This window comes from Streptomyces sp. NPDC002577 (genome assembly GCF_053594815.1).
Window position 1 is genome coordinate 1 of the sequence record NZ_JBSFWK010000059.1, and the last position, 24,696, is coordinate 24,696.

At 69.9% G+C, this 24,696-nt stretch carries 26 protein-coding genes and 1 pseudogene; 14 read left to right on the plus strand and 13 right to left on the minus strand.

Features of this window, described 5'->3' with window-relative positions:
- From ACWD4J_RS39530 to ACWD4J_RS39540, 3 genes and pseudogenes are all read right to left on the minus strand, one after another.
- Window positions 1-95, minus strand: a pseudogene (locus ACWD4J_RS39530) (electron transfer flavoprotein subunit beta); the annotation flags it as partial.
- Between the two features lie 190 nt (window positions 96-285).
- A complete protein-coding gene (locus ACWD4J_RS39535; RefSeq protein ID WP_451400391.1) occupies window positions 286-792 on the minus strand; it encodes a flavin reductase family protein in 507 nt (168 codons plus the stop codon).
- Between the two features lie 197 nt (window positions 793-989).
- Complete coding sequence (locus ACWD4J_RS39540) at window positions 990-1,373, minus strand: TlpA family protein disulfide reductase (RefSeq protein WP_451400392.1); 384 nt, start codon at window positions 1,371-1,373, stop codon at window positions 990-992.
- Between the two features lie 237 nt (window positions 1,374-1,610).
- Here ACWD4J_RS39540 and ACWD4J_RS39545 point away from each other — a divergent pair, with 237 nt between their 5' ends.
- Entirely contained in the window at window positions 1,611-2,339 is a 729-nt protein-coding gene (locus ACWD4J_RS39545) for a lysophospholipid acyltransferase family protein (protein ID WP_451400393.1), read from the plus strand.
- Between the two features lie 4 nt (window positions 2,340-2,343).
- Here ACWD4J_RS39545 and ACWD4J_RS39550 read toward each other — a convergent pair whose 3' ends face one another.
- From ACWD4J_RS39550 to ACWD4J_RS39570, 5 genes are all read right to left on the minus strand, one after another.
- On the minus strand, window positions 2,344-3,039 hold the full coding sequence (locus tag ACWD4J_RS39550) for a B3/B4 domain-containing protein (protein WP_451400394.1): 696 nt from the start codon (window positions 3,037-3,039) through the stop codon (window positions 2,344-2,346).
- Between the two features lie 13 nt (window positions 3,040-3,052).
- A complete protein-coding gene (locus ACWD4J_RS39555) occupies window positions 3,053-3,625 on the minus strand; it encodes a transglutaminase domain-containing protein (protein WP_451400395.1) in 573 nt (190 codons plus the stop codon).
- 85 nt (window positions 3,626-3,710) lie between these two features.
- A complete protein-coding gene (locus ACWD4J_RS39560; RefSeq protein ID WP_451400396.1) occupies window positions 3,711-4,781 on the minus strand; it encodes a threonine aldolase family protein in 1,071 nt (356 codons plus the stop codon).
- Window positions 4,778-5,524 (minus strand): SDR family NAD(P)-dependent oxidoreductase, encoded by a 747-nt coding sequence (locus ACWD4J_RS39565; RefSeq protein WP_451400397.1) that lies wholly within the window; start codon window positions 5,522-5,524, stop codon window positions 4,778-4,780. Before ACWD4J_RS39565 ends, ACWD4J_RS39560 begins: the two co-directional genes overlap by 4 nt.
- 59 nt (window positions 5,525-5,583) lie before the next feature.
- Window positions 5,584-6,981: a DUF6421 family protein gene (locus ACWD4J_RS39570; RefSeq protein ID WP_451400398.1), complete on the minus strand. Its 1,398-nt coding sequence runs from the start codon at window positions 6,979-6,981 to the stop codon at window positions 5,584-5,586.
- 338 nt (window positions 6,982-7,319) lie between these two features.
- On the opposite strand from ACWD4J_RS39570, the gene ACWD4J_RS39575 reads away from it, so the two are divergent.
- Window positions 7,320-7,445, plus strand: a complete 126-nt coding sequence (locus ACWD4J_RS39575) for a hypothetical protein (protein ID WP_451400399.1) — start codon at window positions 7,320-7,322, stop codon at window positions 7,443-7,445.
- A gap of 104 nt (window positions 7,446-7,549) precedes the next feature.
- Entirely contained in the window at window positions 7,550-8,233 is a 684-nt protein-coding gene (locus ACWD4J_RS39580; protein WP_451400400.1) for a glycerophosphodiester phosphodiesterase, read from the plus strand.
- A gap of 49 nt (window positions 8,234-8,282) precedes the next feature.
- Here ACWD4J_RS39580 and ACWD4J_RS39585 read toward each other — a convergent pair whose 3' ends face one another.
- Window positions 8,283-8,834 carry a GNAT family N-acetyltransferase gene (locus ACWD4J_RS39585; protein WP_451400401.1) on the minus strand — a complete coding sequence of 184 codons (552 nt, stop codon included), beginning with the start codon at window positions 8,832-8,834 and terminating at the stop codon, window positions 8,283-8,285.
- Between the two features lie 70 nt (window positions 8,835-8,904).
- On the opposite strand from ACWD4J_RS39585, the gene ACWD4J_RS39590 reads away from it, so the two are divergent.
- A complete protein-coding gene (locus tag ACWD4J_RS39590; protein WP_451400402.1) occupies window positions 8,905-9,297 on the plus strand; it encodes a VOC family protein in 393 nt (130 codons plus the stop codon).
- Window positions 9,298-9,384: 87 nt separating this feature from the next.
- On the opposite strand, the gene ACWD4J_RS39595 is transcribed toward ACWD4J_RS39590, so the two are convergent.
- Window positions 9,385-9,915, minus strand: a complete 531-nt coding sequence (locus tag ACWD4J_RS39595) for a MarR family winged helix-turn-helix transcriptional regulator (protein ID WP_451400403.1) — start codon at window positions 9,913-9,915, stop codon at window positions 9,385-9,387.
- Window positions 9,912-11,585, minus strand: coding sequence for an FUSC family protein (locus ACWD4J_RS39600; protein ID WP_451400404.1), 1,674 nt, complete (start codon window positions 11,583-11,585; stop codon window positions 9,912-9,914). Before ACWD4J_RS39600 ends, ACWD4J_RS39595 begins: the two co-directional genes overlap by 4 nt.
- 150 nt (window positions 11,586-11,735) lie before the next feature.
- Between ACWD4J_RS39600 and ACWD4J_RS39605 the strand changes: the two genes are divergently transcribed.
- The 5 genes from ACWD4J_RS39605 to ACWD4J_RS39625 all read left to right on the plus strand — a co-directional run bounded on the left by ACWD4J_RS39605 (window position 11,736) and on the right by ACWD4J_RS39625 (window position 15,800).
- Window positions 11,736-12,293: a DUF5134 domain-containing protein gene (locus tag ACWD4J_RS39605; protein WP_451400405.1), complete on the plus strand. Its 558-nt coding sequence runs from the start codon at window positions 11,736-11,738 to the stop codon at window positions 12,291-12,293.
- 93 nt (window positions 12,294-12,386) lie between these two features.
- The gene (locus ACWD4J_RS39610; protein WP_451400406.1) at window positions 12,387-13,322 is read left to right on the plus strand and encodes a M56 family metallopeptidase; all 936 of its coding nucleotides are present in this window, start codon (window positions 12,387-12,389) and stop codon (window positions 13,320-13,322) included.
- Between the two features lie 56 nt (window positions 13,323-13,378).
- Complete coding sequence (locus tag ACWD4J_RS39615) at window positions 13,379-14,137, plus strand: phosphatase PAP2 family protein (RefSeq protein ID WP_451400407.1); 759 nt, start codon at window positions 13,379-13,381, stop codon at window positions 14,135-14,137.
- A 46-nt stretch (window positions 14,138-14,183) separates the two neighbouring features.
- Window positions 14,184-14,879: an HAD family hydrolase gene (locus ACWD4J_RS39620; protein ID WP_451400408.1), complete on the plus strand. Its 696-nt coding sequence runs from the start codon at window positions 14,184-14,186 to the stop codon at window positions 14,877-14,879.
- Window positions 14,880-15,143: 264 nt separating this feature from the next.
- Window positions 15,144-15,800 carry a TetR/AcrR family transcriptional regulator gene (locus ACWD4J_RS39625; RefSeq protein WP_451400409.1) on the plus strand — a complete coding sequence of 219 codons (657 nt, stop codon included), beginning with the start codon at window positions 15,144-15,146 and terminating at the stop codon, window positions 15,798-15,800.
- Between the two features lie 27 nt (window positions 15,801-15,827).
- Here ACWD4J_RS39625 and ACWD4J_RS39630 read toward each other — a convergent pair whose 3' ends face one another.
- Window positions 15,828-17,330 carry an LVIVD repeat-containing protein gene (locus ACWD4J_RS39630; protein WP_451400410.1) on the minus strand — a complete coding sequence of 501 codons (1,503 nt, stop codon included), beginning with the start codon at window positions 17,328-17,330 and terminating at the stop codon, window positions 15,828-15,830.
- A 198-nt stretch (window positions 17,331-17,528) separates the two neighbouring features.
- Between ACWD4J_RS39630 and ACWD4J_RS39635 the strand changes: the two genes are divergently transcribed.
- The 5 genes from ACWD4J_RS39635 to ACWD4J_RS39655 all read left to right on the plus strand — a co-directional run bounded on the left by ACWD4J_RS39635 (window position 17,529) and on the right by ACWD4J_RS39655 (window position 23,875).
- Window positions 17,529-18,194 carry a DUF305 domain-containing protein gene (locus ACWD4J_RS39635; protein ID WP_451400435.1) on the plus strand — a complete coding sequence of 222 codons (666 nt, stop codon included), beginning with the start codon at window positions 17,529-17,531 and terminating at the stop codon, window positions 18,192-18,194.
- 140 nt (window positions 18,195-18,334) lie between these two features.
- Window positions 18,335-19,684, plus strand: coding sequence for an FAD-dependent oxidoreductase (locus ACWD4J_RS39640; RefSeq protein ID WP_451400411.1), 1,350 nt, complete (start codon window positions 18,335-18,337; stop codon window positions 19,682-19,684).
- A gap of 214 nt (window positions 19,685-19,898) precedes the next feature.
- The gene (locus tag ACWD4J_RS39645; RefSeq protein ID WP_451400412.1) at window positions 19,899-21,284 is read left to right on the plus strand and encodes a nucleobase:cation symporter-2 family protein; all 1,386 of its coding nucleotides are present in this window, start codon (window positions 19,899-19,901) and stop codon (window positions 21,282-21,284) included.
- 134 nt (window positions 21,285-21,418) lie between these two features.
- Window positions 21,419-22,618 carry a damage-control phosphatase ARMT1 family protein gene (locus ACWD4J_RS39650; RefSeq protein ID WP_451400413.1) on the plus strand — a complete coding sequence of 400 codons (1,200 nt, stop codon included), beginning with the start codon at window positions 21,419-21,421 and terminating at the stop codon, window positions 22,616-22,618.
- A 171-nt stretch (window positions 22,619-22,789) separates the two neighbouring features.
- Window positions 22,790-23,875, plus strand: coding sequence for a WD40/YVTN/BNR-like repeat-containing protein (locus tag ACWD4J_RS39655; RefSeq protein ID WP_451400414.1), 1,086 nt, complete (start codon window positions 22,790-22,792; stop codon window positions 23,873-23,875).
- 120 nt (window positions 23,876-23,995) lie between these two features.
- Here the strand turns inward: ACWD4J_RS39655 and ACWD4J_RS39660 are convergent, their stop codons facing one another.
- Window positions 23,996-24,685: a uracil-DNA glycosylase gene (locus ACWD4J_RS39660; RefSeq protein ID WP_451400436.1), complete on the minus strand. Its 690-nt coding sequence runs from the start codon at window positions 24,683-24,685 to the stop codon at window positions 23,996-23,998.
- Between the last annotated feature and the right edge of the window lie 11 nt (window positions 24,686-24,696).

The window sequence follows — 24,696 nt, forward strand, 5'->3', positions numbered from 1 at the left end:
ACGTCATCACGGTCGACGGTCAGGTCATCGGCGAAATGCCGGTCGCCAGTGGCGTCGGGCACGTACTTCACAGTGACAACGATCCTCAGACTCACGCCGGCTCTCCTACTGCATCGTCATTTCCGGGCTGCCTTGTTGCAGGCAGCATAGGCGCCTGAAGCGGCAGATTCCGCTCGTGGCGGCTCGCGCTCCGAACGAAATATTACTCACCAGTACATCCAGTGGATGCCCACTAAGCAAGCGCTTTGAACTGTGACGTTCGCAACGCTGTGTAATCGGGATCTCTCAGTCGCGCAGCGCGTTGAAGCGGCCCTGGTGGTAAAGGAGCGGGCGCCCGGCGCCCGCGGGGTCACCGACCACCGCCTCGGCCAGGACTATGCGGTGATCCCCGGCCGGCACCCGGGCGACGACCCGGCAGACGAGCCAGGCGAGGACGCCATCCAGTACGGGTACGCCGTGCGGGCCTTCGTACCAGCGGGTGGGCGCGCCGAAGCGGTCGGCGCCGCTGCGGGCGAACGTGGCGGCCAACTCCTGCTGGTGCTCACCGAGTATGTGCACCCCGACATGCCCGGACTCGGCGATGACCGGCCAGCTGGAGGCACCCAGGCCTATGCCGAACGAGATGACCGGGGGCTCCGCGGATACCGAGGTGAGGGAGGTGGCGGTGAAGCCGACGGGGCGGCCGCCCTGCGCGGTGATCACCGCCACTCCGGCGGCGTGCTGCCGGAAGACGGAGCGCAGCAGATCCGGGGAGGCGAGCTGAGGGTTGCCGAGACCGGGCGTGGCCGTCATGGAGCTGTCCTTCTGTCGGGGGTTCGAGCGAGTCGGCGACTGTTCAGCAGCCGGGACAGCGGGCGCTCGCGTTGCGGACGAGATCCACATCGACGCGCTCGTGAAGGAGGAGTTCCGGGGGCATGAGAGTCAGGCTGATGATAGGTGGCCGTTGCAGTCAAGACTGTTCCGGCATATGGGAGCCGGCTCGCCGTGCGTCAGACAGCCTCCCCGAGCGCCGCGATCACGTCGGCCTTGCGCGGCTGACCGGCCGCCCTGCGCACGATGCGCCCGTCCGCGTCGAGGACCAGCACCGTGGGCGTTCTGACGATGTCCAACTCCCGCACGAGGTCGAGATGGTCCTCGGCGTCGATGTCGAGGTGTCTGACGCCGGGGACCAGTCCGGCGACGTCGGAGAGCACGCGGCGCGTGGCCCGGCAGGGCTGGCAGAAAGCGCTGGAGAACTGCACGAGCGTTGCCCGCTCACCCAACTCGCCGCCGAGCTCCGCCGCCTGGAGCCGCCGGCTTCCGTCCCGTCCGCGCACTCTCACTCTCCCGCTCCGGTCGTCGGTCACACCCAGTACACAGCGTCGGTGCAGCAACGCCCTGTCCCTCCCGCCTTGTCAGCGTCCGCCGTGCGCCAAAGATTCCCGGTTCGGCGGCGTTTGCGTGTCCGCTCGCTTACGCCAACGTGACGAGGATCTCGCGCCTCACAGGAGCCAGGACTGGCCACTCGTTCGTTCTTGGGGCACGATCTGCGCAAAGCCGAAAACCTACGGCTGCGTAACTTACCGCCGGGAGCCCCCGCCCCAGGCAGAGACGAAGGGTCCTCCCCACGCATGGCAGAGCTTGTCTACCGTCCGGTCATCGGTGCCGCCCGCACGATGTTCAGGGCACTCGACCTGAAGATCGACTGCGAGGGGTCGGAGTTCATTCCGCGCTCGGGCGGAGCGGTGCTGGTGAGCAACCACATCGGCTACCTGGACTTCATCTTCAACGGTCTCGCCGCGCTGCCGCAGAAGCGTCTGGTGCGCTTCATGGCGAAGGAGTCGGTCTTCCGGCACAAGATCTCCGGGCCCTTGATGCGCGGGATGAAGCACATCCCGGTGGACCGCAAGCAGGGCGAGCAAGCGTACGCGCACGCGCTCGACTCGCTGCGGTCCGGTGAGATCATCGGGGTGTTCCCCGAGGCGACCATCTCGCAGTCGTTCACGCTGAAGAGCTTCAAGTCCGGCGCCGCGCGCCTGGCCCAGGATGCCGGGGTGCCGCTGATCCCGATGGCCGTGTGGGGTACGCAGCGCCTGTGGACGAAGGGCCGCCCGCGCAACTTCAAGCGCGACCACATCCCGATCACCATCCGGGTCGGCGAGGCGGTGGAGGCCCCGCGTGACCAGTACGCGGGCGCCATCACGCGGCGGCTGCGCGACCGGGTGCAAGAGCTCCTCGAGGCCGCGCAGCGCGCCTACCCGGTGCGCCCGAAGGGCCCGGACGACACCTGGTGGATGCCGGCCCACCTCGGCGGTACGGCTCCGACGCCCGCCGAGGTGAAGGCCGCCGAGGTCCACTGACGGGTCACGCCCGGGACTCCGGGGCGTGCAGGGTGAGCCGCGCCCCGGGGCTGCACTTCTCGATCAGCTCGGCCAGTTCAGCCCCCGCCGCCTCCCCGTCGCAGTGCGGCCCCATGCACTCCAGCAGGAAGACCGCGTTCACAGACTCCTCGGTGAGGCGGGTGCGCGTGCCCTGCCGCCAGTTCCAGCGCCGGCACGTGACTCCCCTGTCGTCCCGCCACACCACTTCTCCCGCGTCGGGGTGTTCGACGACCTCCTCCCCTGCCGCGACGGTCACGAAGTCCTCCTCACCCGTCGCCCGTACGAGCCGCATGCCGCCCTGGATGCGGTCGGCGTCCTCACCGCCGACCGGGACCAGATGGGCCACGCTGATCGCGTTGTAGACGTCGACGAGGGCGTTGATCCTCGGCAGGCCCGCGTCCGAGAGCGCCCGCTTGGCGAGCGCCTCGGCGGAGTTGCGGGTCCGTGAGGGCTTGGCGCCGAAGGCCGTGTAGGCCTCGCGCCAGGCGGCCATGTGCGGATCCTCGTGCGGAGCGCGTCCGCCGAGCCGCACCGCGAGACGCCGGGCCGCGTCGTCCAGGAGCGCCGACGTGGCGTCGGTGCTGGGTCCGTTGACGAGGCCGTGCGCCTCGACGGCGACATGGGTGAAGCCGGGCGCCAGGGCGCGGACCTCGTCCGACACGGTGAGCGTGAGGGTCATCGTCTGCCTTGCCTCAGAGTGCGATGGGAAGCGTCTTCCAGAGTTGCTCCCGGTCGGTGGCGTCCTGGAGAGCCCGCAGCACGGCCGGGTGAGGTTCAGCGTACAGCACTGGATAGTCCATCTCATTGGACTTCGGGTCGGGAGTGAAGGCGAGGCGCTCGCCGTTGAGCGAGAACCGGGCGTCGACCCCCGGCTTGTTCCCGCGCGCATCCTGCCGGTGCCATGCGCCGCGGAACCGCACGGCGATCAGCCCGTGCACCATGTCGAACTTCTGATAGCACAGCGCCGTCGGAATGTCCTCGGCCCGCAGCAGCGCGGCCAGCGCATGGGCCTTGGCATGACAGATGCCGGTGCGCTGCTCCAGGACGTCGGAGGCACGCCAGGTCACCCGCATGTCGCCGCTGTCGGCGGAGTGCGGAATCTCGTCACGGACGAACTCGTACGCGGACTGCGCATAGACATACGAGTCGACTGCCCCCGCGGCGATGCGCGCGGCCGTGTCCCGCACCAGCGGATGGTGATGGTCGATGACGTCGTCGGCGGCCAGATAGGCCGACAGGTCAGAGGTCTTCTGGATCAGCTCCATGCCCGGAGAGCATAGGAATACGGCCGACCGTGAGTCAATGATTTTTCGGTCGACCGTATATCTATGCACTGACTCCCGTCGTGGCCTAGCGCGCCATCTCCTCCTTGAGCGCCGCCACGAACCCGTCGACGTCGTCCTCGGTCGTGTCGAAGGAGCACATCCAGCGGACGTCGCCCGCCGCCTCGTCCCAGAAGTAGAAGCGGTAGCGCTTCTGCAGCCGGGAGCTGACATCGTGCGGAAGGCGCGCGAAGACCGCGTTCGCCTGCACCGGGTAGAGGATCTCCACGCCGTGCACGGCACGGACGCCCTCGGCGAGGCGCTGCGCCATCTCGTTGGCATGGCGGGCGTTGCGCAGCCACAGGTCCTTGGCGAGCAGCGCCTCCAACTGCACGGAGACGAACCGCATCTTGGACGCGAGCTGCATGGACAGCTTGCGCAGGTGCTTCATGTGGCTGACGGCGTCCTGGTTGATGACGACGACCGCCTCGCCGAACAGGGCGCCGTTCTTCGTCCCGCCCAGGGAGAGGATGTCGACGCCGACGGCGTTGGTGAACGTCCGCATGGGCACGTCGAGCGACGCCGCGGCGTTGGCTATCCGGGAGCCGTCGAGGTGCACCTTCATGCCGTGCGCGTGTGCGTGGTCGCAGATGGCGCGGATCTCGTCAGGGGTGTACAGGGTGCCGAGCTCGGTGCTCTGGGTGATCGAGACGACCTGGGGCATGGCACGGTGCTCGTCGTCCCAGCCGTACGCCTGCCGGTCGATCAGCTCGGGCGTGAGCTTGCCGTCGGGCGTCGGTACCGTGAGCAGCTTCAGGCCGCCGACGCGCTCGGGCGCGCCGCACTCGTCGACGTTGATGTGAGCGCTCTCGGCGCAGATCACCGCGCCCCAGCGGTCGGTGACCGCCTGGAGCGCCACGACGTTCGCGCCGGTGCCGTTGAAGACCGGGAACGCTTCGGCGGTCGCACCGAAGTGGCTGCGGACGACCTCCTGCAGGTGCGCGGTGTAGTCGTCCTCGCCGTAGGAGATCTGGTGGCCGCCGTTGGCCAGGGCGAGCGCCGCGAGGATCTCGGGGTGGACGCCCGCGTAGTTGTCGCTGGCGAAACCGCGGATCTCCGGGTCGTGGTGACGCCTGGCGTCGGTCTTCGGAGGGTTCACGGCTTCTCGGTGAGCCACAGACGCTGTCCGTTCACTTCCTGGGCGGGCCTCTCCCAGATTCCGGCGATGGCCTCGGCCAGCTCCTTGACGTCTGTGAAGCCCGCGAACTTCGCGTTGGGTTTCTCGGCGCGCATCGCGTCGTGCACCAACGCCTTCACCACCAGGATCGCAGCCGCCGACGTGGGCCCCTCGGCGCCCCCGGCCTTGCGGAAGAAGTCCGCCATGGCCAGTGTCCACGCCTCGGCGGCGGCCTTGGCCGCGGCGTAGGCGGCGTTGCCCGCGGTGGGCTTGCTCGCGCCCGCGGCGCTGATCAGGACGTACCGGCCGCGGTCGCTGTGCTGCAGCGCCTCGTGAAAAGCCAGCGAAGTGTGCTGCACGGTGCGGATGAGCAGCAACTCCAGGAAGTCCCAGTCGTCGAGGCTCGTCCTGGTGAACGTCTCGCTGCCACGCCAGCCGCCCACGAGGTGCACGAGCCCGTCGACGCGGCCGAAGTCCTTCTCGATGCGGGTGGCCCAGTCGCGGGTGGCCCCGAGGTCGAGCAGGTCGACCGTGTCCCCCACGACGGTGGCGCCGCCGTGTGCGTAGCGTGCCGCGTCCACGGCCTCCGCGAGTCGCTCCGGATCGTTGTCCGAGCCGACGACGGTGGCGCCCGCCTCGGCGAGCCGCAGCAGCGTCGCACGCCCGGCGGGGCCGCCCGCACCGGCCACCGCGATCACCGCACCGCTGAGAGCCCCGTTCCCCATGTTCCTCGCCTCCTGAGCAGTGTGCGCTGGGTCGATCGGTGACGCACTGACGTGATCACTCACGCGGCGACCCGCTCGGCGCTGTCCGCCGTGATGCCCTTGGTTGAGACGATCACGCTCTTCAGCTTCTTGGACAGTGCCTCATAGAACATGCTCAGCGGAAACTCGTCCGGAAGCACGTCATCGACGAGTTTGCGCGGCGGCTGCGTCAGATCCAGTGCGTCCGGGCCCTTGGCCCACTTCGAGCCCGGGTGCGGGGCCAGGTAGGCGGAGACCAGCTCGTACCCGGCGAACCAGTGGACCAGCTTCGGCCGGTCGATGCCGTCGCGGTAGAGCTTCTCGATCTCGGCGCACAGCTGGTTGGTGACCTGCGGGGCGCGGTCCCAGTCGATGTGCAGCTTGTTGTCGGTCCAGCGCACGACATCGTGCTTGTGCAGATACGCGAAGAGCAGCTGGCCGCCGAGCCCGTCGTAGTTGCGTACGCGCTCACCGGTCACCGGGAAGCGGAACATGCGGTCGAACAGCACCGCGTACTGCACGTCGCGGCCCTGCGGGAAGCCGTCGGCCTCGAGGTGCACGGCCTCCTTGAAGGCGGTGAGGTCGCAGCGCAGCTCCTCCAGACCGTACATCCAGAACGGCTGGCGCTGCTTGATCATGAACGGGTCGAAGGGCAGGTCGCCATGGCTGTGGGTGCGGTCGTGGACCATGTCCCAGAGCACGAACGCCTGCTGGCAGCGGTCCTGGTCGGTGACCATGTCGCGGATGTCGTCGGGCAGGTCGAGACCCAGGATGTCGACCGCGGCGGCGGTGACACGGCGGAAACGGGCCGCCTCGCGGTCGCAGAAGATGCCGCCCCAGCTGAAGCGCTCGGGTGCCTCGCGCACGGCGATGGTCTCCGGGAAGAGCACCGCGGAGTTGGTGTCGTAGCCGGAGGTGAAGTCCTCGAAGGTGATGCCGCAGAACAGCGGGTTGTCGTAGCGCGTGCGCTCCAGCTCGGCGAGCCAGTCGGGCCACACCATGCGCAGCACGACCGCTTCGAGGTTGCGGTCCGGGTTGCCGTTCTGCGTGTACATCGGAAAGACCACGAGGTGCTGCAGTCCGTCCGCGCGGTGCGCGGCCGGCTGGAAGGCGAGCAGCGAGTCCAGGAAGTCCGGGACCTGGAAGCCGCCGTCGGCCCAGCGCCGCAGGTCCTTCACCAGAGCGTGGTGATACGCGGCGTCATGCGGAAGGAGCGGGGCTATCTGCTCGACGGCGGACACCACGCGGTCGACGGCGAGTTCGGCGACGGCCTTCGACGGCGCGCCGTCGGCTCCGAAGTCGATCGAGCCGTCCTTGGCCTGCCACGGACGTATCTCCTCCACCGCATCCTTGAGCACGGGCCAAGCCGGGTGCTCGACCACCCTGCCCAACGGAGGATCCTGCTCCTCCACGACCACCTGCACAAGAATTTCCGTCATGACCCATCCTCCGCGGGAGAACCTTGCGTAGGCACACCTTATGTTGAAGCGCTTGGCCTCACAAGGTGATCTTGCCGGAAATCCTCCCGTCAACAGCCACAGTCGCCGACTTTCTTTCTGTCACACTCCGGCATGGGAGGCGATTTGTGACCTATTCCATGGAATGATCTCTGCGGCGGTCGCCGGGGCGGGGCTCTCCCAGGCGCAAGCGCTTCCGGCGGCCGTCAACCCTGTTCAGGACGCGCCCACCCAGGGGTGACGGGGCTCGCGGTGGCGGGGCGGCGGCCGGTAGGACAGGCCGCATCCCTCCCCCTCACACCGTTTGGAGCCCGGCAGTCATGAGCACCCGCACCGTCCTCGTCGCCGCCGCCATCACCGCCATTGTCCTGGGGATCGTCGGCACCCGGGCGAACGCTTCCACCGACCCGCGTCGGAGCGGTTCCATCACGGAGATGGGCCATTAGGCTGCCGTCTGGCCGCGCGGCACTCCCCCACTCCGGGCTGCGATGGAGCGGGGGCCCGGCGTCGCGCGGGCGCCGAGCCGCCGTCGACGGAAGCGGAGTCCACCTTGAACCTCCTCACCATCGGTCATCGCGGAGTCATGGGTATCGAGCCCGAGAACACCCTCCGTTCCTTCGTCGCCGCGGAACACGCCGGCCTCGATCTGATCGAACTCGATCTGCACCTCAGCAAGGACGGCGCGCTCGTCGTGATGCACGACGCGGACGTGGACCGTACGACCGACGGCAAGGGCCCGATCGCCGAGAAGACCCTTGCCGAGCTGCGGGCCCTCGACGCAGGCGGCGGCGAGCGCATCCCGGTCTTCGAAGAGGTCCTCGACGCCGTCAGGTCGCCGCTGCAGGCGGAGATCAAGGACATCGCGGCGGCGCGCGCACTCGCCGAGGTCATGCACAGGCGCGATCTCGTGTCCCGGGTCGAGGTGCTGTCGTTCCACGACGAGGCGATCGCGGAGATCTCCCGTCTCGTCCCGGGCGTACGGACAGCGCTCGTCGCAAGCCGCTACGGCACCGACGTCGTGGACCGGGCCAGGGCGGTCGGCGCCGCCACCCTCGTACTGAACATCCGCCGCCTCACGCTGGAGATCGTGGAACGGGCCCGTAAGGCGGACCAGAGGATCATCGGCTGGGTCGTGAACACCCAGGAGCATCTGCGGCTGGTGCGCGCGCTCGAGCTGGACGGGGCGACCACCGACTACCCGGAGATCAAGCGCACGGGCCGGTTCACCGCGTGAGCGACGGCCGGCTCACCGTGTGAACACCGGCCGGTTCACCGCGTGAGGTTCACGCGAGCGGCTTGACCAGCAGTTCGAACTGCAGGTCGGTGCGCTGAGGGATACCGAACCGCTCATCGCCGTACGGGAAGGGCGTCATCTCACCCGTACGGCGGTAACCGCGCCGCTCGTACCAGGCGATGAGTTCCTCGCGCACCGAGATCACCGTCATCTGCATCTCGGTCGCGCCCCACTGCTCGCGGGCGGTCCGCTCGGCCTCGGCGATGATCACCTTGCCCAGGCCGCCGCCCTGCAGGTCGGGCCGGACGGCGAACATCCCGAAGTAGGCGCTCGCGCCCCGGTGCTCCAGCTGGCAGCACGCGATGATCGCGCCGTCGCGCTCGGCGGTCAGCAGCACGCTGTCGGGCGCCTTGATGATGGCCAGGACGCCCTCCGGGTCGGTGCGCTGCCCTTCGAGGATGTCCGCCTCGGTGGTCCAGCCGCCCCGGCTGGAGTCCCCGCGGTACGCAGACTCGACAAGCGCGACGAGCGCGTCCACGTCGGCGTCGGTGGCCTCCCGGAAGGCGAGGTCACCGGTGTCGGGGCGTGGGGCGGTCTCCATGGGGCGGTTCTCCGGTCTCTGGTGCGGCTCGGGCTCCGAAGAGCCTAACGCGCGGCTAAGGTGCGATTGCATGGTGCATGTACTGAGCAGCAGGATCCTGCTGCGGCCGACGGACCCCGAGCGTTCGCGGGTCTTCTACGGCGAGAAGCTGGGCCTGGGTGTCTATCGCGAGTTCGGCACGGGACCCGAGCGCGGCACGGTCTACTTTCTCGGCGGCGGATTCCTCGAGGTCTCGGGCCGCTCCGAGACCCCGCCAGGCCCGGAAATGGAGCTGTGGCTCCAGGTCGCGGACGCGGCCGCCGCCCACGACCAGCTCAGGCAGCGCGGTGTGGACGTGCTGCGGCCGCCGCAGAAGGAGCCCTGGGGGCTGATCGAGATGTGGATCGCCGATCCCGACGGCATCAGGATCTGCATCGTCGAGGTACCGGCCGATCACCCGATCCGCTACCGTCCGGGCATCTGACCGCTCGGGACCACTCGGTTCAGGGCGGCACCGCCGAGTGGGCGGTACGGATCCTGGGCGGTACGAGCCGCTTCACCCGGCGCCGGGTCAGACGCGTGGCCCGCCCAGCGTTCCCTCCAGGCGGCGCAGCAGCTCTCCGAGGCGGGCGCTCAGCTCCCGCTGGTCGGTGGGGCCGAGGCCGGAGAGGACGTCCCTCTCATAGCCGAGCTGTACGGGGAGGACCGAGTCGACCAGGTCCCGGCCCGCGTCCGTCAGCGTCACATGGGCGACGCGGCGGTCGCGGACGTCGCCGTGCCGCTCCACGAGACCGCGCTCCTGCAGCTGCTTGAGGCGCTTGGTGACGGCGGCGCCGGAGGCGAAGGTCTCGCGTGCGAGCCCGCTCGGCGTCAGGTCGTGGCCCGTGCGGCGCAGTGCGCCGAGGAGGTCGAACTCGGGGCGGGTGAGTCCGGCCCGGCGCAGCGGCGCGTCCTCGGCCTGCTGCAGCAGGGCCGCACAGCGGTTGATCCGCCCGATGATCTCCATGGGTGCGGTGTCCGTGCCGGGGTGGACCGCCTGCCACTGCCGCACCACCGCGGCGACGGTGTCGTCGGCCGCCGTCCGGCCGTTCGCTGTCGTCATGTCCGTGCACCTTCCGATGCATGCAGCCCCTGCCGTCGTATCAACGCGGCGAGCGTGCGGTGTCCGGCCTGCTCGGCGAGGACCACCTGTTCCATGGGCAGCGCGCGCTGCCACCATTCTCCTGCGGCTGCGTCGGCCGCGTCGCGCAGGGCGACGACGGCGGCGGTGAGGCCCCGGTGGGCCGTCTCCAGAGCGCCCGGCTCGGCGTGCGGGTCGGCCAGGGTGCGCTCGGCGTGCTCGCGGGCGCGGTCGGCAGCCGTCAGGGCCCGCTCGATACGGTCGCCGGCACGCCGGTTGGTGACGGCGATCGCGGCGACCATGCCGAACAGCGCACCGACCAGAGTGTCCACGACGCGGTCGGAGACCAGCTCGCCGGTCTGCTGCGCGTGCCCGAACTCGGTGATGAGCAGCGCCATGGGCGTCACGAAGGCACTGCCCAGCCAGTAGTTGCGGCCCATCAGCCACTCGACGATCCAGCTGACGACCAGGAAGCAGATGGAGAGTGCCACGGGGCCGACGTGCGCGACGGGCACGAGCGCGGCGAACAGCAGCACTCCGACGACATTGCCGACGACGCGCTGCACGCCCCGCTTCCAGGTCAGCGTGACGTTGGCCTGGTAGAGGGAGGCCGCGGTGACGATGGCCCAGTACGGGCGGCCGACGCCGAGAGCGAGGGACACGTATCCGGCGACCGCACAGCCGATGGCGCAGCGCAGGGCGATGGGCAGCAGCGGTGAGCCGGGGCCGATGCGGCGCCACAGCGAGGGCTTCGCGCCTGCGGTTTCGGCGTCGACGCCGAGCAGTTCGTCCGCGGCACCGACCACGACAGGCGGGCGGGGTACGGATCCGCTGCCGCGCAGGCCCGTGGCCCAGGCGCGCAGTTGTTCGGCGTCTGTGGCCGTGGGGGCCGCCAGGGCGACCTCTGCGCGGACGACGAGCTGTTCGAGGGCGCGCCGCGCCGCGGTGCGTTCGCCGGTGGCCATCAGTGAATCCCAGGCCGCGTGGACGGCGGCGGCACCGGCGCTCCGCGCGCGTTCATGGTCGGGTCCGGCGCCCTTGGCGTCGACATAGGCGGCCGCGGCGTTCAGCGCGTGGGCGGTGGCGCGGCGCTCGGGTCCGTGCGGCCGGACCAGTGCGGGGGCCATACCGACGAGCCAGGAGACGACACCGGCACCGAGGGCCAGCGCGACATGCCCGGGCACCTGCCCGAGCGTCTGCGGCGCGAACAGTGCCGCGGAGCTGATGAACGTGAAGATCACGTTGCCCGGCGGGCCGAGTCGCGTCGCGTCGCAGAGGATCTTCTGTACCGCCGCGAGCACCGCGCCGACTGTCACCAGCACCACCGCTGAACTCGTGAGCGAGGCGGCGACCAGGGCGACGGCGAACCCCCCGACCATGCCGACGATGACCCAGAAGAGCGCACGCGCGCGTGCGGCGTAGGGACGATTGTGCGCGTACAGGGCACAGAACGATCCGGCCAGCGTGTACATGGCGAGGTCGAGCCGGTCGAGCGCCAGCAGTGCCAGGACAGGTATCGCGGCCGAGATCGCGACGCTCCAGGACCGCTTGAACCAGATGTCGGGCGACTTGCCGAGGCGCAGGACACCGGCGAGTGGCAGCCGGTGGACGCGCCGGGGCCGGGGTGAGGGTGGGGTTGTTGCGCTGGTCATGGAACAAGTTTAGCAGGTGTTTTACTAGAAAAACATTTAGAAACGATTCGTGTATGTCCGAGTGCTCCCCGGATACACCTGTGCGCTCGTATGCGCCCCCGCTGTCCCAGGGCATCTACTCGCCGACATCGTCGAGCGGGGAGGTACGCCGTGCACGGACCGGCATCGTCCGGCTGGCTGCTCGTCGCGCTGTGTGCGGCGTCCGGGGCGTACTGCCTGCTCCGCATGCGCAGCGGCGCCGAGGATCAGCGTCGCGCGGCGGGCGGCGAGGCGCTCATGGGCTTCGGCATGGCGGTGATGAGCGTGCCCGCCGCCGTGGTGACACCGCCGACCTGGACATGGCTCCTCTACACAGCGGTGTTCGGCGCCGCGGCGCTGCACGCCCTGTGGGCGGCCCGGACGAGCCCGCACCATCTGCACCACCTGGTGGGCGCGTTCGCCATGGCGTACATGGCGGCGGCGATGGCCGCCATGCCCGCGGAACACGCCGGTCATGGCGGGGCGGGAGTCCCCCTCCTCACGGGCGCGCTGCTGCTCTACTTCGCCGTGTACGTGCTGTGGGCGGGCGTGCGGCTCGTACCCGTGGCGGCAGCAGGACACGCAGGTCGTGGTTCCGCGTCTGCCGCGTGGGGCGACCGGCCTGAGCTGGCCCGGGCGTGCCGACTGTCGATGGGCATCGCCATGGTGGCCATGCTGCTCACACTCTGACGATCCGGCGAAACCCGTATCCGCCCGTGGCGTACGTCACTTGCGGCGACGGCCCATACCCTCGGGAACCCCCGCCTGAATAGGCTGGCGCACATGATGGTCCCCGCGGCACTGCTGCTGCTCGGCACCCTGACCGCTCTCATCGCCCCGAGGCTGCTCGCCCGGTCCGACTGGGCGGAGCGCGAACCGGTGGTCGCCCTGTGGGTGTGGCAGTGCGTCGTGGCAGCCGTCCTTCTGTGTTGCGCCCTGTCGATGACGCTCAGCGCCGCTGCCGCCTGGCAGGCTGTGCGCGGCCATGTGTTCGCCCCTGCGCCGCACTCGGTCGTGGCTGCGTACACCCTGGGCGCCACCGGACCCTGGCCCGCTGCGACTGCCGTGTTGCTGGCCTGCGGCGGTGTGTGGACCGCGGCGATGCTGACCCGCGAGATCGCCCGGGCCCGGACCAGGCGGAGGAAGGGGCGGGCCGAACTCCTCGTCCGTGCGCCGCTGCTGCCCGGCGAGGAGCCGGGCAGCGACCGGCTCGTGGTGCTGGAGGGCGAGCGCCCCGACGCATGGTGGCTGCCCGGTGCGGCGCCCCGGCTGGTCATCACCACGGCGGCGTTGCGCCGGTTGAAGGGGCGCCAGCTGGATGCTGTACTCGCCCACGAACAGGGGCACGCGCAGGCCCGGCACGACTGGCTGCTGCACTGCTCGGCCGCGCTGGCCAACGGCTTTCCGCAGGTGCCGGTCTTCGCGGCATTCCGGGACGAGATGCACCGGCTGGTCGAGCTGGCGGCGGACGACGTCGCCTCGCGCCGCTTCGGGCGCCTGACGATCGCGCTTGCCCTGGTCGAACTGAACGAGGACCGGGGCGTCTTCGGCCCCTGTCCCACTCCGCAGGCCCATGTGCCGCAGCGGGTGCACCGGTTGCTCGCTCCCCCGGCGCGACTCACCGCCGGACGCCGGCTGCAGCTGACCGCGGCCGCCGCGCTGGTGCCCGTCGTGCCGCTGCTGGTGGCGTTCGTGCCCGGCCTGCACGCGCTGGGATGACACGGCCCACAGCCCGAAGTCGGCCCTCGGGCCCGGCCGTCGGCGAAGATCACTCCATGCGCCCCGCACCACCTCAGGTCCCATCCCGCACTCCCCGCACCTGGTCCACGCGCGCCGCACCGGCCCTGGCCCTTGCGTCGGTTCTGCTCGTCGTGCTGGTCGCGCTGCGGTGGGGACCCCTCATGGACCTGGACGGCGGCATCTCCCGGACCACGCACCGCTGGGCCGTCTCCGAACGGGAGTTCACACAGGTCAACCGCATCCTGACCGACTGGCTGTGGGATCCCTGGACGATGCGTGCGCTGTGCGTAGCCGCCACTGTGTGGCTGGTCTGGCTCCACCGCGCATGGTGGCTCGCCCTATGGGTCGCGGCCACATGTGCGCTCGGCACAGGGGTGCAGCAGTCGCTCAAGGCCGCTGTCGGCCGCGAACGGCCCGTGTGGCCCGACCCGGTGGACTCCGCGCACTACGCGGCCTTCCCCTCGGGCCATGCGCTGACCGCGACGGTCGTGTGCGGGCTCGTGCTGTGGCTGCTGAGGCTGTACGGCGCCGGGCGGGCCCTGTGGCGTGCGGCTGTGGTGCTCGCCGTGCTGTCCGTCGTCGGGGTCGGACTGACCCGGGTGTGGCTGGGCGTGCACTGGCCGTCGGACGTGCTGGGCGGCTGGCTGCTCGGGGCCCTGCTGGTGACGCTCGCGGTCACGTCCTACGGGAAGGTCATGCCGGGCAGGAGCAGCATGGCGTACGGCAACGTCACAGCGGACGAAGAGGCCGTGCCGTACGCGCGCGATGGACGCGGCCGGGCGATGCGCGGCTGACGGCCGTCCTTGACCGGATGAGGCAGGGGCACGAATGATCAGCCCCATGACGATCAAAGGCGTGCTCTTCGATTTCTCCGGGACTCTGTTCCGTATCGAGTCCAGCGAATCGTGGCTGCGTGCCGTGCTCGACGACGCGGGGATGACGCTCCCGGAGCCGGAGTTGCTCCGCACCGCCGCGGCCCTGGAGACCGCGGGCGCCCTGCCCGGCGGGTCGTCTCCGCAGCACGTGCCCGACCACCTCGCCGAGGCGTGGGACACCCGCGACAGGACCGCCGAACTGCACCGAGCCGTCTACACCGGACTCTCCCGCCAGGTGCCGTTGCCGGACCCGGCTTTGCACGACGCGCTCTACGACCGGCACATGACTCCCGCCGCCTGGGCGCCCTATCCGGACGCCGCCGAGGTTCTCGAGGCTCTGCGGAGCCGCGGGATCGCCGTGGCAGTGGTCAGCAACATCGGCTGGGATCTGCGGCCGGTCTTCCGTGCACACGGCCTGGACCCGCATGTCGGCGCGTACGTCCTGTCGTACGAGCACGGCGTCCAGAAACCGGATCCGCGGCTGTTCGCGACCGCCTGCGACGCGCTGGGCGTGACCCCGCAGGAGACGGTCATGGTGGGCGACGACCGGCGCGCGGACGGCGGGGCGGCCGCCATCGGCTGCGCGGTGCACTTCGTGGAGCATCTGCCGGCGGCGGAGCGGCCCGACGGGCTGCGGCCGGTGCTGGACATGGTCGGCTGACGGCTTGGCCGGGGGATTCCGGTGGCGAGCGCGCACCTCGGCCGCATCACAGGGGCGCGCACACAGCGGCGCGCGCGAGACTGGAAGCGCGGGCGCCGACGGATCTCGAGGCCCGTATCCACCAGCCCGGACGCGTCGCTGTCCGCATGGACGATCCCCCGCGTCGCCCATGCGGACAGCCATAAAGCCGAAAGCCCCCGCTGAGAGGTGTTTTCGGACCCTCTGAGTATATTGGCTGGGAGCCAGTCAACGCAGGAGTACAGAATGTCCCCGCGCAGCGCATCGGTCAATGAAGAATTGCGCCGGCGATCCCGGGAGCGGCTGCTGCAGGCGACGGTCGAGCTGATCAGCGAGCGCGGATACGAGGCGACGACGCTGGGCGACATCGCGGACCGGGCCGGGTCGGCGCGGGGTCTGGTGTCGTACTACTTCCCCGGGAAGCGCCAGCTGCTGCAGTCGGCCGTGCACAGGCTGATGCACCGCACCCTCCAGGAGGCGCTGGAGCGGGAGCCGCGGACCGAGGACGGCCGTGAGCTGCTGGCGCGGGCCATCGACGCCATTCTGGGGCTGGCCGACGACTGGCCGTTGCTGATGCGGTCCCACATGGCGGGGATACTCCAGGCGGAGGGGTTCATCCAGTGCCCGGAGCAGCAACGGCTCGCCGAGCTGCTGCGCGACACCGTCCAGCGGTACGGCACGACCGACGTGGATCACGACTATCCGTTGCTGCGCGCCCTGCTGATGGGTGCGGTCTTCGCGGAGCTGCTGCCCGGGGCGCCGATGCCCACGGCGACGCTTCGGGCGGAACTCTTCTCGCGGTACGGGCTGGACTGGGACATGGGTGTCCCGCCGGGCGAGGAGCCGCCCGGCGGGATGCGTGCCATGCGGTTGTTCGATCAGCCGGTGGCCGATACGCCCTGACCGGCCGGACTGATCAGCCGAACTCGATCAGTCGAAGTAGTCCGGCTGTGTCTGGACGTTGAGTTCGCCGAGACGGACACGCTTGGCCGGGTCGGTCCTCCTGTCGCTGATCTTCAGGACGTCGAAGCCCTTGGCGATGTCGTTCGAGTAGATGTAGCCGTTGTAGTAGTACGCCGACCAGGATCCGCCGACGGTGATCGTGTCCGTGGTGAGCGGCCCGCGCTCGAAGTAGGCGATCTCCTTCGGGTTCGAGGAGTCGGTGAAGTCCCAGACCGAGACGCCGCCCTGGTACCACGCCTGGACCATCAGGTCCTTGCCCTTGACCGGGATGATCGAGCCGTTGTGGGCCACGCAGTTCTCGGTGTCGGCCTGGTAGCGCGGGATCTTGTAGTAGCTGCGGAAGACCAGCTTGCTGTCCTCACCCTTGCCGACGATGTCGTAGATGCCGTCGGCACCGCGGTTCGGGCCGATGGCCGCGTTGCAGGTGGCCCCGCCGCCGCCGCCCAGCTCGTCCGTGAAGACGACCTTGTCGGCGGTCTGGTTGAAGGTCGCCGAGTGCCAGAACGCGAAGTTGACGTTGTCCTGGACCTGGTCGATGACCTTCGGGTGCTCCGGGTCCTTGATGGAGAACAGGATGCCGTCGCCCATGCACGCACCGGCCGCGAGGTCCTTCGAGGGCAGGACCGTGATGTCGTGGCAGCCCGTGGTCTTGGAGACGCCCGGGTTGGTGGGCGCGCCCGGGTTGCCGCCGCCGTCGGGGCCGTCGCCCGGGAAGAGCACGGGGAAGTTCACGACCGCGGCCTTCTCGGGTGCGTTGCGCGGCACCTTGATGACGGAGATGCCGTCGTGCGGCGGCTGGCAGTCGGGGAACGTCGCGCTCGGCGAGTACGAGGAGACGTAGATGTAGACGTTCTTGCCGTCGGGCACCAGCGTGTGGGTGTGCGAGCCGCATGAGGTCTCGACGGCGGCGACGTACTTCGGGTTGGCCTTGTCGCTGATGTCGAAGACCTTCATGCCCTCCCACGACGACTTCTCGGTCGCGGGCTGCGTGGTGCTGCTGCAGGAGTTGTCACTGCGCGAGGAGTCGGTGGACAGGAACAGCAGGTTCCCGGAGACGGAGATGTCGTTCTGCGAACCGGGGCACAGCACCTGGGAGACCGTCTTCGGGGCCTTCGGGTTGCTGATGTCGAAGATGCGGAAGCCGTCGTAGTTGCCGGCGAACGCGTACTTGCCCTGGAAGGCCAGGTCGGAGTTGAGGCCGGTGAAGGCCTCCTTGGGGACGTTGGCCAGGTGCTCGATGTTGGCGGAGTGGACGATCTCGTCCTGCCCGGGTATCTCGCCGCTCTCGATGGCCGCCTCGGCCTCGGCGGCCTCGCTCTTCGACACACTTTCGGCAGCGGCGGGAGCGTCGCCGGGGTCTGGCGTCGCGGCCGCGGGACCGGCTGTGAGCAGCGCGGCGAAGAGGCCGGCTGCCGCTGCGGCAACTCCCAGGCGTCTGCGCCGCGTTCGGGGATCGTTCAACAGGGTCACTGCTTCCTCCCTAGTTGCCGTTCACGGGTGAACGGTTCAGGCACCCCCGCAGTATCGTCTTCATCATGCACAGATCAACAGAGGGCAATGAACTCGTAACGAAACTCTTTGATCACTAGTACCCGGAAGCGTGCTAGGACGGTCTTCGGTTGCCCAACTCACGGTGTGCCACAGGAGGTTGCAGTGTTTTACCGCCGTATGTCGTCCTTGCGCACTGCCGTCGTCGCGGTCTCTTTGACGGTGGCCGTCGTCGCCCTCGGCGGCTGCGACTCCGGATCGTCCGGCGACGGCTCGGCGAAGGGCGCGGGGAAGCCCTCGGCGGGCCCGTCCGTCATCGCTCCCGGAAAGCCCGGCGAGGCGGCCGAGACGCTGTCCGCCGCGGACGCCGCGAAGAAGAACGGATCGGACGACGCCCCCAACTCGGCCGACTTCACCTACGCCCAGATGATGATCAAACATCACGAACAGGCCCTCGAGATGACCGCCCTCGCGCCGTCGCGCGCCGCATCGGCGAAGGTCAAGGGCCTCGCGAGCCGGATCGCCGCCGGTCAGGCGCCGGAGATCAACGCCATGAAGGGCTGGCTGAAGACCAATGGGGGCTCGGAGGAGCCGCAGGAGCAGGGTCATGACCATGCCGCCATGCCGGGCATGGCCACCGAGGCGCAGCTGAAGGAGTTGCGCTCGGCGAAGGGCAAGGCGTTCGACGAGCTCTTCCTCAAACTGATGATCACGCACCACGACGGCGCGGTCACGATGGCCACGGACGTCCTCGCACAGGGCAACAACATCCAGATCGAAGAGATGGCCAATGATGTGATCGCACAGCAGACCAGCGAGATCAACCGGATGCGTGAACTGTCCTGATCCGGGCTGCCCGGTGTGCGGCGCACCTCCCTTCGGGCGTGCCGCGGTGCAATGCTGGAGGTGCGCGCAGTCACCTCACCTGAGGTACGCGCAGTCACCTCGCCTGAGGTGCCGCCATCCCTCGTGGAAGGAGCTCCGCCGTGCTCCAGGTCGCCGTGGTCGGCTCGGGTCCGAGCGGGGTCTACACCGCGCAGAGCCTCGTCCAGCAGAGCCAGGTCCCCGAGGTCCAGGTGGATGTGCTGGACCGCCTGCCGTGCCCGTACGGCCTGGTGCGCTATGGGGTCGCCCCCGACCACGAGAAGATCAAGTCCCTGCAGAACAATCTGCGGACCGTTCTGGAGGACGACCGTGTGCGGTTCCTCGGCGGCGTCGAGGTGGGCCCGGCCGGGGTGACCCCGGCGCGGCTGCGGGAGCTCTACCACGCGGTCGTCTACTGCGTGGGCGCCGCGACGGACCGCAGGCTCGGCGTGCCCGGCGAGGAGTTGCCCGGCAGCTGGTCCGCGACGGAGTTCGTGTCCTGGTACAGCGCGCACCCTGACACCACGACCGACGGATTCGTCGCGGGCGCGCAGTCGGCCGTCGTCATCGGCGTCGGGAACGTCGCCGTGGACGTCACACGCATCCTGGCCCGCGGCGCCGACGAGCTGCGGCCGACCGACATGCCCGAGGCCGCACTGCGGGCACTGGGCGCCAGCCGCGTACAGGAGATCACCATGGTGGGGCGGCGCGGCCCGTCCCAGGCCAAGTTCACGACCAAGGAACTGCGCGAACTCGGGGCGCTGCCGGACGCCGAAGTCGTCGTGGACCCCGAGGAACTGGCGCTCGATCCGGCGTACGCCGATCCCTCCGGGCTGCCCGCCGCCAACCGGCGCAACATCGAGGTGCTGCGCGGCTGGGCCGAACGGCCGCCGCAGGGGCGCCACCGCCGGATCCACCTCCGCTTCTTCCTGCGGCCCGTCGAACTCCTCGAGTCGGCCGGCCGGGTCGGCGCGGTGCGCTTCGAACGCACCATGCCGGACGGGCAGGGCGGGGTGACGGGCACCGGCCGGTACGAGGACATCGAGGCGCAGCTGGTCCTGCGCTCCGTCGGCTACCGCGGAGTGCCGCTGGACGGACTGCCGTTCGACCCCGCGCGCGGCACCGTGCCGAACGCGGCCGGGCGTGTCCTGCGCGACGGCCAGGTGTCGGCCGGCGAGTACGTCGCCGGGTGGATCAAGCGCGGACCGACCGGCGTCATCGGCACCAACCGCCCATGCGCCAAGGAGACGGTGACGTCATTGCTCGAGGATGCGCCGACGCTGGCCGGGCGCGGCGCGCTGCCGGATCCGCTCGACGTCCTGCGCGCAGAAGGCCTGGAGCCCGTCGAGTGGTCGGGCTGGCGGGCCATCGAACAGGCGGAGGCAGAACTCGGGGCCTCGCTCGGGCGCGGACCGGTGAAGATCCCTGACTGGGAGTCACTGCTGGAGGCCGCGCGGGCGGTTGTGCGGTAGCGCAGGAGATGCCTGGCCGGCGGCCGCGCGCGGCAATGCGCGCGGCCGCCGCCGCACTCCGTGCGTGCAGCCGGTCTGAAGGCCGCATCGGCTCGCGCGATGCCCGGTAGTGGTGACACATCTCGGCAACACGTGTGTAATCAACAAATTGTTCAAGCCGTTTACGGTCACGTGCTGTTCAAGTCACCCGCATCCTCCGGCCTTTGGAGTGCCCATGGCGTCCACCGCACCCGTGCATCCCGTCGACGAGGTCCCACCCGTCCGCCAACTCGCCGCCTTCGGGCTGCAGCACGTCCTCGCCATGTACGCGGGAGCGGTCGCCGTGCCGCTGATCGTGGGCGGTGCGATGAAGCTGCCGCCGGCGGACCTGGCGTATCTGATCACCGCGGATCTGCTGCTGTGCGGCATAGCCACGCTCATCCAGTGCGTGGGTTTCTGGCGCTTCGGTGTGCGTCTGCCGATCATGCAGGGATGCACGTTCGCGGCTGTGTCGCCGATGGTGCTCATCGGCACCACGGGCGGCGGACTGCCCGCGATCTACGGGTCGGTGATCATCTGCGGGCTCGCGATGATCCTGCTCGCGCCCGTCTTCGGAAGGCTCCTGCGGTTCTTCCCGCCCCTGGTCACGGGCACGGTGATCCTGATCATCGGAGTCTCGCTGCTGCCCGTGGCGGGCAACTGGGCCGCGGGCGGTGCGGGCGCGAAGGACTTCGGCGAGCCGAAGAACCTGGCGCTCGCGGCCTTCGTACTGGCCGTGGTCCTCGGTGTGCAGCGGTTCGCGCCCGCCTTCCTGAGCCGCATCGCGGTCCTGGTCGGCATCGCCGTCGGCCTGGCGGTCGCCGTGCCGTTCGGCTTCACGGACTTCGGCGGCGTCGGGGACGCCGACTGGGTCGGGATCAGCACGCCGTTCCACTTCGGCGCGCCCTCCTTCCACGCGTCGGCGATCGTGTCGATGCTGGTCGTGGGCCTCGTGACGATGACCGAGACCACCGGTGACTTCATCGCGGTCGGTGAGATGACCGGCCGGAAGGTCCAGCCGCGGACGCTCGCCGACGGGCTGCGTACCGACGGACTGTCCACGGTCCTCGGCGGTGTCTTCAACACCTTCCCCTACACGGCGTTCGCCCAGAACGTGGGCCTCGTCGGCATGACCCGGGTGCGCAGTCGCTGGGTGGTCGCCACCGCGGGCGGCATCCTGGTCCTGCTCGGGCTCCTGCCCAAGCTGGGTGCCGTGGTCGCGGCGATTCCGGCGCCGGTGCTGGGCGGCGCGGGTCTGGTGATGTTCGGGACGGTCGCGGCGAGCGGTCTGCGCACGCTGGCACAGGTCGATTTCCGCGGCAACCACAACCTGACCGTCGTGGCGGTGTCCGTCGCGGTCGGCATGCTGCCGGTCGGTGTACCGGACATCTACGCGCACTTCCCCGACTGGTTCCAGACGGTGATGGACAGCGGTATCAGCGCCGGGTGCATCACGGCGATCGTGCTGAACCTGCTGTTCAACCACATCGGCGCAAGCGCGCCGGGGAAGTCGTCCGCGGACACCGTCAGCACGGCGGGGGACGCTTCCGCGGAGGCCGGGCGCGAGCCGCTGGAAGCATAGGTACTCGCTCCACGCCGCACTCGTGTGGCGAGCGCCGGAGTGGCGGCGGCTGCGGGACGGGAATGCGGGCGGCGTATGGCGGAGACTGCTGTCAGCCGTACCCGCCCCCGTCCCGCAGAGGGAGTCCACGGAGTATGACCCAGCCCGCCCCCGTCCCCGACCCCTCTCCCGGGGTCGCCCCGGTCATCGTCAGCAATGTCGCCGGTTCCTTCCCGTGGGGTGTTCTCCACGAACGGCACCCGGCGCTGATCGAACGCGTCCGACGGGCCACGCCCTACCCGCCCCCGCTGCAGAAGGCCCTGGACGAGCTGCAGCGGGAGACCGCGGAGGGCGGCGTGATCGAGCCGCTGGACGACTCCGAACCAGGCGCCGCACAGTGGAAGCAGTGGGGTGAGGGGTACGTCGGCCGACGCTGGGCAGATGTGACGTTCCTCTGGGCCGAGAGCTTCTTCTACCGCAAGCTGCTGGCCGCGCTGCGCTACTTCGTACCGGGTCCCTGGCAGGGCGTCGACCCCTTCGCGCCGTTCAAGAACGCCGAGCTCACGAGCACCAAGGTGGACGAGGAGCTGTCCGCACTCGACCGGATTCCGCAGCTCACACCCCATGATCAGGACGTCACACTGCTGCATGCGGCGCTGTGGGGCAACCGCGCCGATCTCGGATTCCGGATCTCGGCGGGCGAGAGCGGTCTCGGCGACCGGGTGAGCGGGCTCGTCGTGGACGACACACAGGCGTTCTGGACGCTGACGGCGTCCGGCCCACCTGGCAAGATCTGCCTCGTCGCCGACAACGCCGGAGCCGAACTGCTCCCGGATCTGGTGCTCGCGGACCACCTGATCACCACGGGCCGGGTCTCGTCCGTGAGCCTCCACCTCAAGCCGTATCCCTACTACGTGTCCGACGCGACGACGACCGACGTGCTGGCGTGCCTGGCACGCATGACGGCAGCAGCCGGATACGCGTCCGAGATCGGGCGCAGGCTGCGGGAGGCGGTCGCCGACGGCAGGCTCGCCCTCTTCGCGCATCCGTTCTCGTGCGCGCCCCTTCCGTACGCCGAGATGCCCCCGGACCTGCGACGGGACTTCGCCTCGGCCAAGCTGACCGTGATGAAGGGCGATCTCAACTACCGCCGGCTGGTCGGCGACCGGCACTGGCCGGCCACCACCCCCTTCGCCGACGTGACCGCCTACTTCCCTGGACCCGCCGCCGCGTTGCGCACGCTGAAGTCGGACGTCGTCACGGGGCTTACCGAGGCCGCGCTGGCGGAGCTCGACGGCAGCGGGGCCGCATGGCGCACCAGCGGTACGCATGCGCTTGTCCAGGTGCGGGCGTGAGCGCGTAGGGATGCTGACGTGGCCGCGCGGTGGCCGACGCGGACCGGCGGGGCGGGCGCAGTCAGCATGCCCGGTCTGACCTGCGGAGACAGTGCGTGCAAGGGGGACTGTCAGTGGTGAGGTGCAGACTGGCCCGTAGCTGAGACAACGACGTCCCGGAGGTGGTCTGGCATGACCGATGTACTGCTCACCGTAGGCACACGCAAGGGTCTCTTCATCGGGCGGCGGCGCGGTGGCGCCTGGGAGTTCGACGACAGTCCGTACTTCAACGCGCAGGCCGTCTACTCGATCGCGATCGACACACGCGGGCAGGTGCCACGCCTGCTGGTCGGCGGGGACAGTTCCCACTGGGGCCCGTCCGTCTTCCACTCCGACGACCTGGGCGCGACCTGGACGGAGCCCATCCGCCCCGCCATCAAGTTCCCCCCGGACACGGACACTTCGCTGGAGCGGGTGTGGCAGCTGCATCCGGCCGTCGCCGAACCGGACGTGGTGTACGCGGGTACGGAACCGGCCGCGCTGTGGCGCTCGGAGGACAGGGGCGAGACGTTCGAGCTGGTCCGGCCGCTGTGGGAGCACCCCACGCGGTCGAAGTGGGTGCCGGGAGGGGGCGGTGAGGGGCTGCACACCGTGGTCACCGATCCTCGGGACCCGCGCGCTGTGACGGTCGCCGTCTCCACGGCCGGCGTCTTCCGTACCCAGGACGGCGGCGAGAGCTGGGCGCCGTCCAACTCCGGTGTGTCCGCCGTGTTTCTTCCGGACCCCAACCCCGAGTTCGGCCAGTGTGTGCACAAGGTCGCGCAGGACGCCGCGGATCCGGACCGGCTGTATCTGCAGAACCACTGGGGGGTGTACCGCAGCGACGACGCCGGGGCGCACTGGTCCGACATCGGCGAGGGCCTCCCCTCCACCTTCGGCTTCGCCGCCGTGGCCCACCCGCACCGCGCGGACACGGCATACGTCTTCCCGATCAACGCCGACGCGGACCGCGTGCCCGCCGGCCGCCGCTGTCGGGTCTACCGCACGGCCGACGCCGGAAAGAACTGGGAGCCGCTCTCCGCCGGCCTCCCGGAGGGCGACCACTACGGCGTGGTGCTGCGGGACGCCATGTGCACGGACGGTGCGGACCCGGCGGGCATCTACTTCGGCAATCGCAACGGGGAGGTGTACGCATCCGCCGACGACGGCGAGAGCTGGCGGCAGTTGGCAGCACATCTGCCGGATGTGCTGTGCGTTCGAGCAGCGCTCATCGGGTGATCAGCGGCGACCGCCGGTTGATCACCAGACCGCCGGCGCTGCCGTACGACGTGGGTTGTGCCCACCGCCCGAGGCCGACGCCGAGCCAGTGGTCCTCGGCCGACGTCGGCTGTCTGCTTCCTACCGGGCGTCAGTGGGCAGAGCCCAATCCACCGGCTCAGCCCCCTGCCGAACCAGCAGCTCGTTGGCCCGGCTGAACGGACGCGAACCGAAGAAGCCCCGGTCGGCGGACATCGGGGAAGGGTGGGCCGATTCGATCGCCGGATACTGGTCGAGGAACGGTCGCAGATTACGTGCGTCACGCCCCCACAGAATCGACACGAGCGGCTTGCCCCGGGTCGCCAGGGCGCGGATCGCCTGTTCCGTGACGGCTTCCCAGCCCTTGCCGCGGTGCGCCGCGGGCCGACCGGGGGCGGTGGTCAGCGCCCTGTTGAGCAGGAGCACGCCCTGCTCCGTCCAAGGCGTCAGATCGCCGTTGCGCGGAGGAGGTGCACCGATGTCGGTCTGGAGCTCCCGGAAGATGTTGATCAGGCTGCCCGGAAGCCGCCGAACCTCGGGAGCGACCGCGAAGCTGAGTCCGATCGGCATGCCCGGCGTCGGATACGGGTCCTGACCGACTATCAACACCCGTACGTCGTCGAAGGGTTGCTGAAACGCACGGAGGACGTGATTCCCGGCCGGGAGGTAGGTCCGCCCGGCGGCGATCTCGGCGCGCAGAAAATCGCCCATCCGTGCGACCTGGTCGGCCACGGGGTCCAGGGCCTTCGCCCAGCCCGCTTCAACGAGTTCATGCAGAGGTTTCGGTGCCACGGCCTGCACTC

Excerpts from the sequence above, each read along its gene's own strand:
- ACWD4J_RS39595 (WP_451400403.1), bottom strand. The coding sequence starts at position 9,915 with ATGACGACAGCGAACGGCCGGACGGCGGCCGACGACACCGTCGCCGCG.
- ACWD4J_RS39625 (WP_451400409.1), top strand. The coding sequence starts at position 15,144 with ATGTCCCCGCGCAGCGCATCGGTCAATGAAGAATTGCGCCGGCGATCC.
- ACWD4J_RS39610 (WP_451400406.1), top strand. The coding sequence starts at position 12,387 with ATGATGGTCCCCGCGGCACTGCTGCTGCTCGGCACCCTGACCGCTCTC.
- ACWD4J_RS39635 (WP_451400435.1), top strand. The coding sequence starts at position 17,529 with ATGTCGTCCTTGCGCACTGCCGTCGTCGCGGTCTCTTTGACGGTGGCC.
- ACWD4J_RS39620 (WP_451400408.1), top strand. The coding sequence starts at position 14,184 with ATGACGATCAAAGGCGTGCTCTTCGATTTCTCCGGGACTCTGTTCCGT.
- ACWD4J_RS39535 (WP_451400391.1), bottom strand. The coding sequence starts at position 792 with ATGACGGCCACGCCCGGTCTCGGCAACCCTCAGCTCGCCTCCCCGGAT.
- ACWD4J_RS39555 (WP_451400395.1), bottom strand. The coding sequence starts at position 3,625 with ATGGAGCTGATCCAGAAGACCTCTGACCTGTCGGCCTATCTGGCCGCC.
- ACWD4J_RS39545 (WP_451400393.1), top strand. The coding sequence starts at position 1,611 with ATGGCAGAGCTTGTCTACCGTCCGGTCATCGGTGCCGCCCGCACGATG.
- ACWD4J_RS39570 (WP_451400398.1), bottom strand. The coding sequence starts at position 6,981 with ATGACGGAAATTCTTGTGCAGGTGGTCGTGGAGGAGCAGGATCCTCCG.
- ACWD4J_RS39645 (WP_451400412.1), top strand. The coding sequence starts at position 19,899 with ATGGCGTCCACCGCACCCGTGCATCCCGTCGACGAGGTCCCACCCGTC.
- ACWD4J_RS39550 (WP_451400394.1), bottom strand. The coding sequence starts at position 3,039 with ATGACCCTCACGCTCACCGTGTCGGACGAGGTCCGCGCCCTGGCGCCC.
- ACWD4J_RS39575 (WP_451400399.1), top strand. The coding sequence starts at position 7,320 with ATGAGCACCCGCACCGTCCTCGTCGCCGCCGCCATCACCGCCATTGTC.
- ACWD4J_RS39590 (WP_451400402.1), top strand. The coding sequence starts at position 8,905 with ATGGTGCATGTACTGAGCAGCAGGATCCTGCTGCGGCCGACGGACCCC.
- ACWD4J_RS39600 (WP_451400404.1), bottom strand. The coding sequence starts at position 11,585 with ATGACCAGCGCAACAACCCCACCCTCACCCCGGCCCCGGCGCGTCCAC.
- ACWD4J_RS39585 (WP_451400401.1), bottom strand. The coding sequence starts at position 8,834 with ATGGAGACCGCCCCACGCCCCGACACCGGTGACCTCGCCTTCCGGGAG.
- ACWD4J_RS39650 (WP_451400413.1), top strand. The coding sequence starts at position 21,419 with ATGACCCAGCCCGCCCCCGTCCCCGACCCCTCTCCCGGGGTCGCCCCG.
- ACWD4J_RS39655 (WP_451400414.1), top strand. The coding sequence starts at position 22,790 with ATGACCGATGTACTGCTCACCGTAGGCACACGCAAGGGTCTCTTCATC.
- ACWD4J_RS39615 (WP_451400407.1), top strand. The coding sequence starts at position 13,379 with ATGCGCCCCGCACCACCTCAGGTCCCATCCCGCACTCCCCGCACCTGG.
- ACWD4J_RS39565 (WP_451400397.1), bottom strand. The coding sequence starts at position 5,524 with ATGGGGAACGGGGCTCTCAGCGGTGCGGTGATCGCGGTGGCCGGTGCG.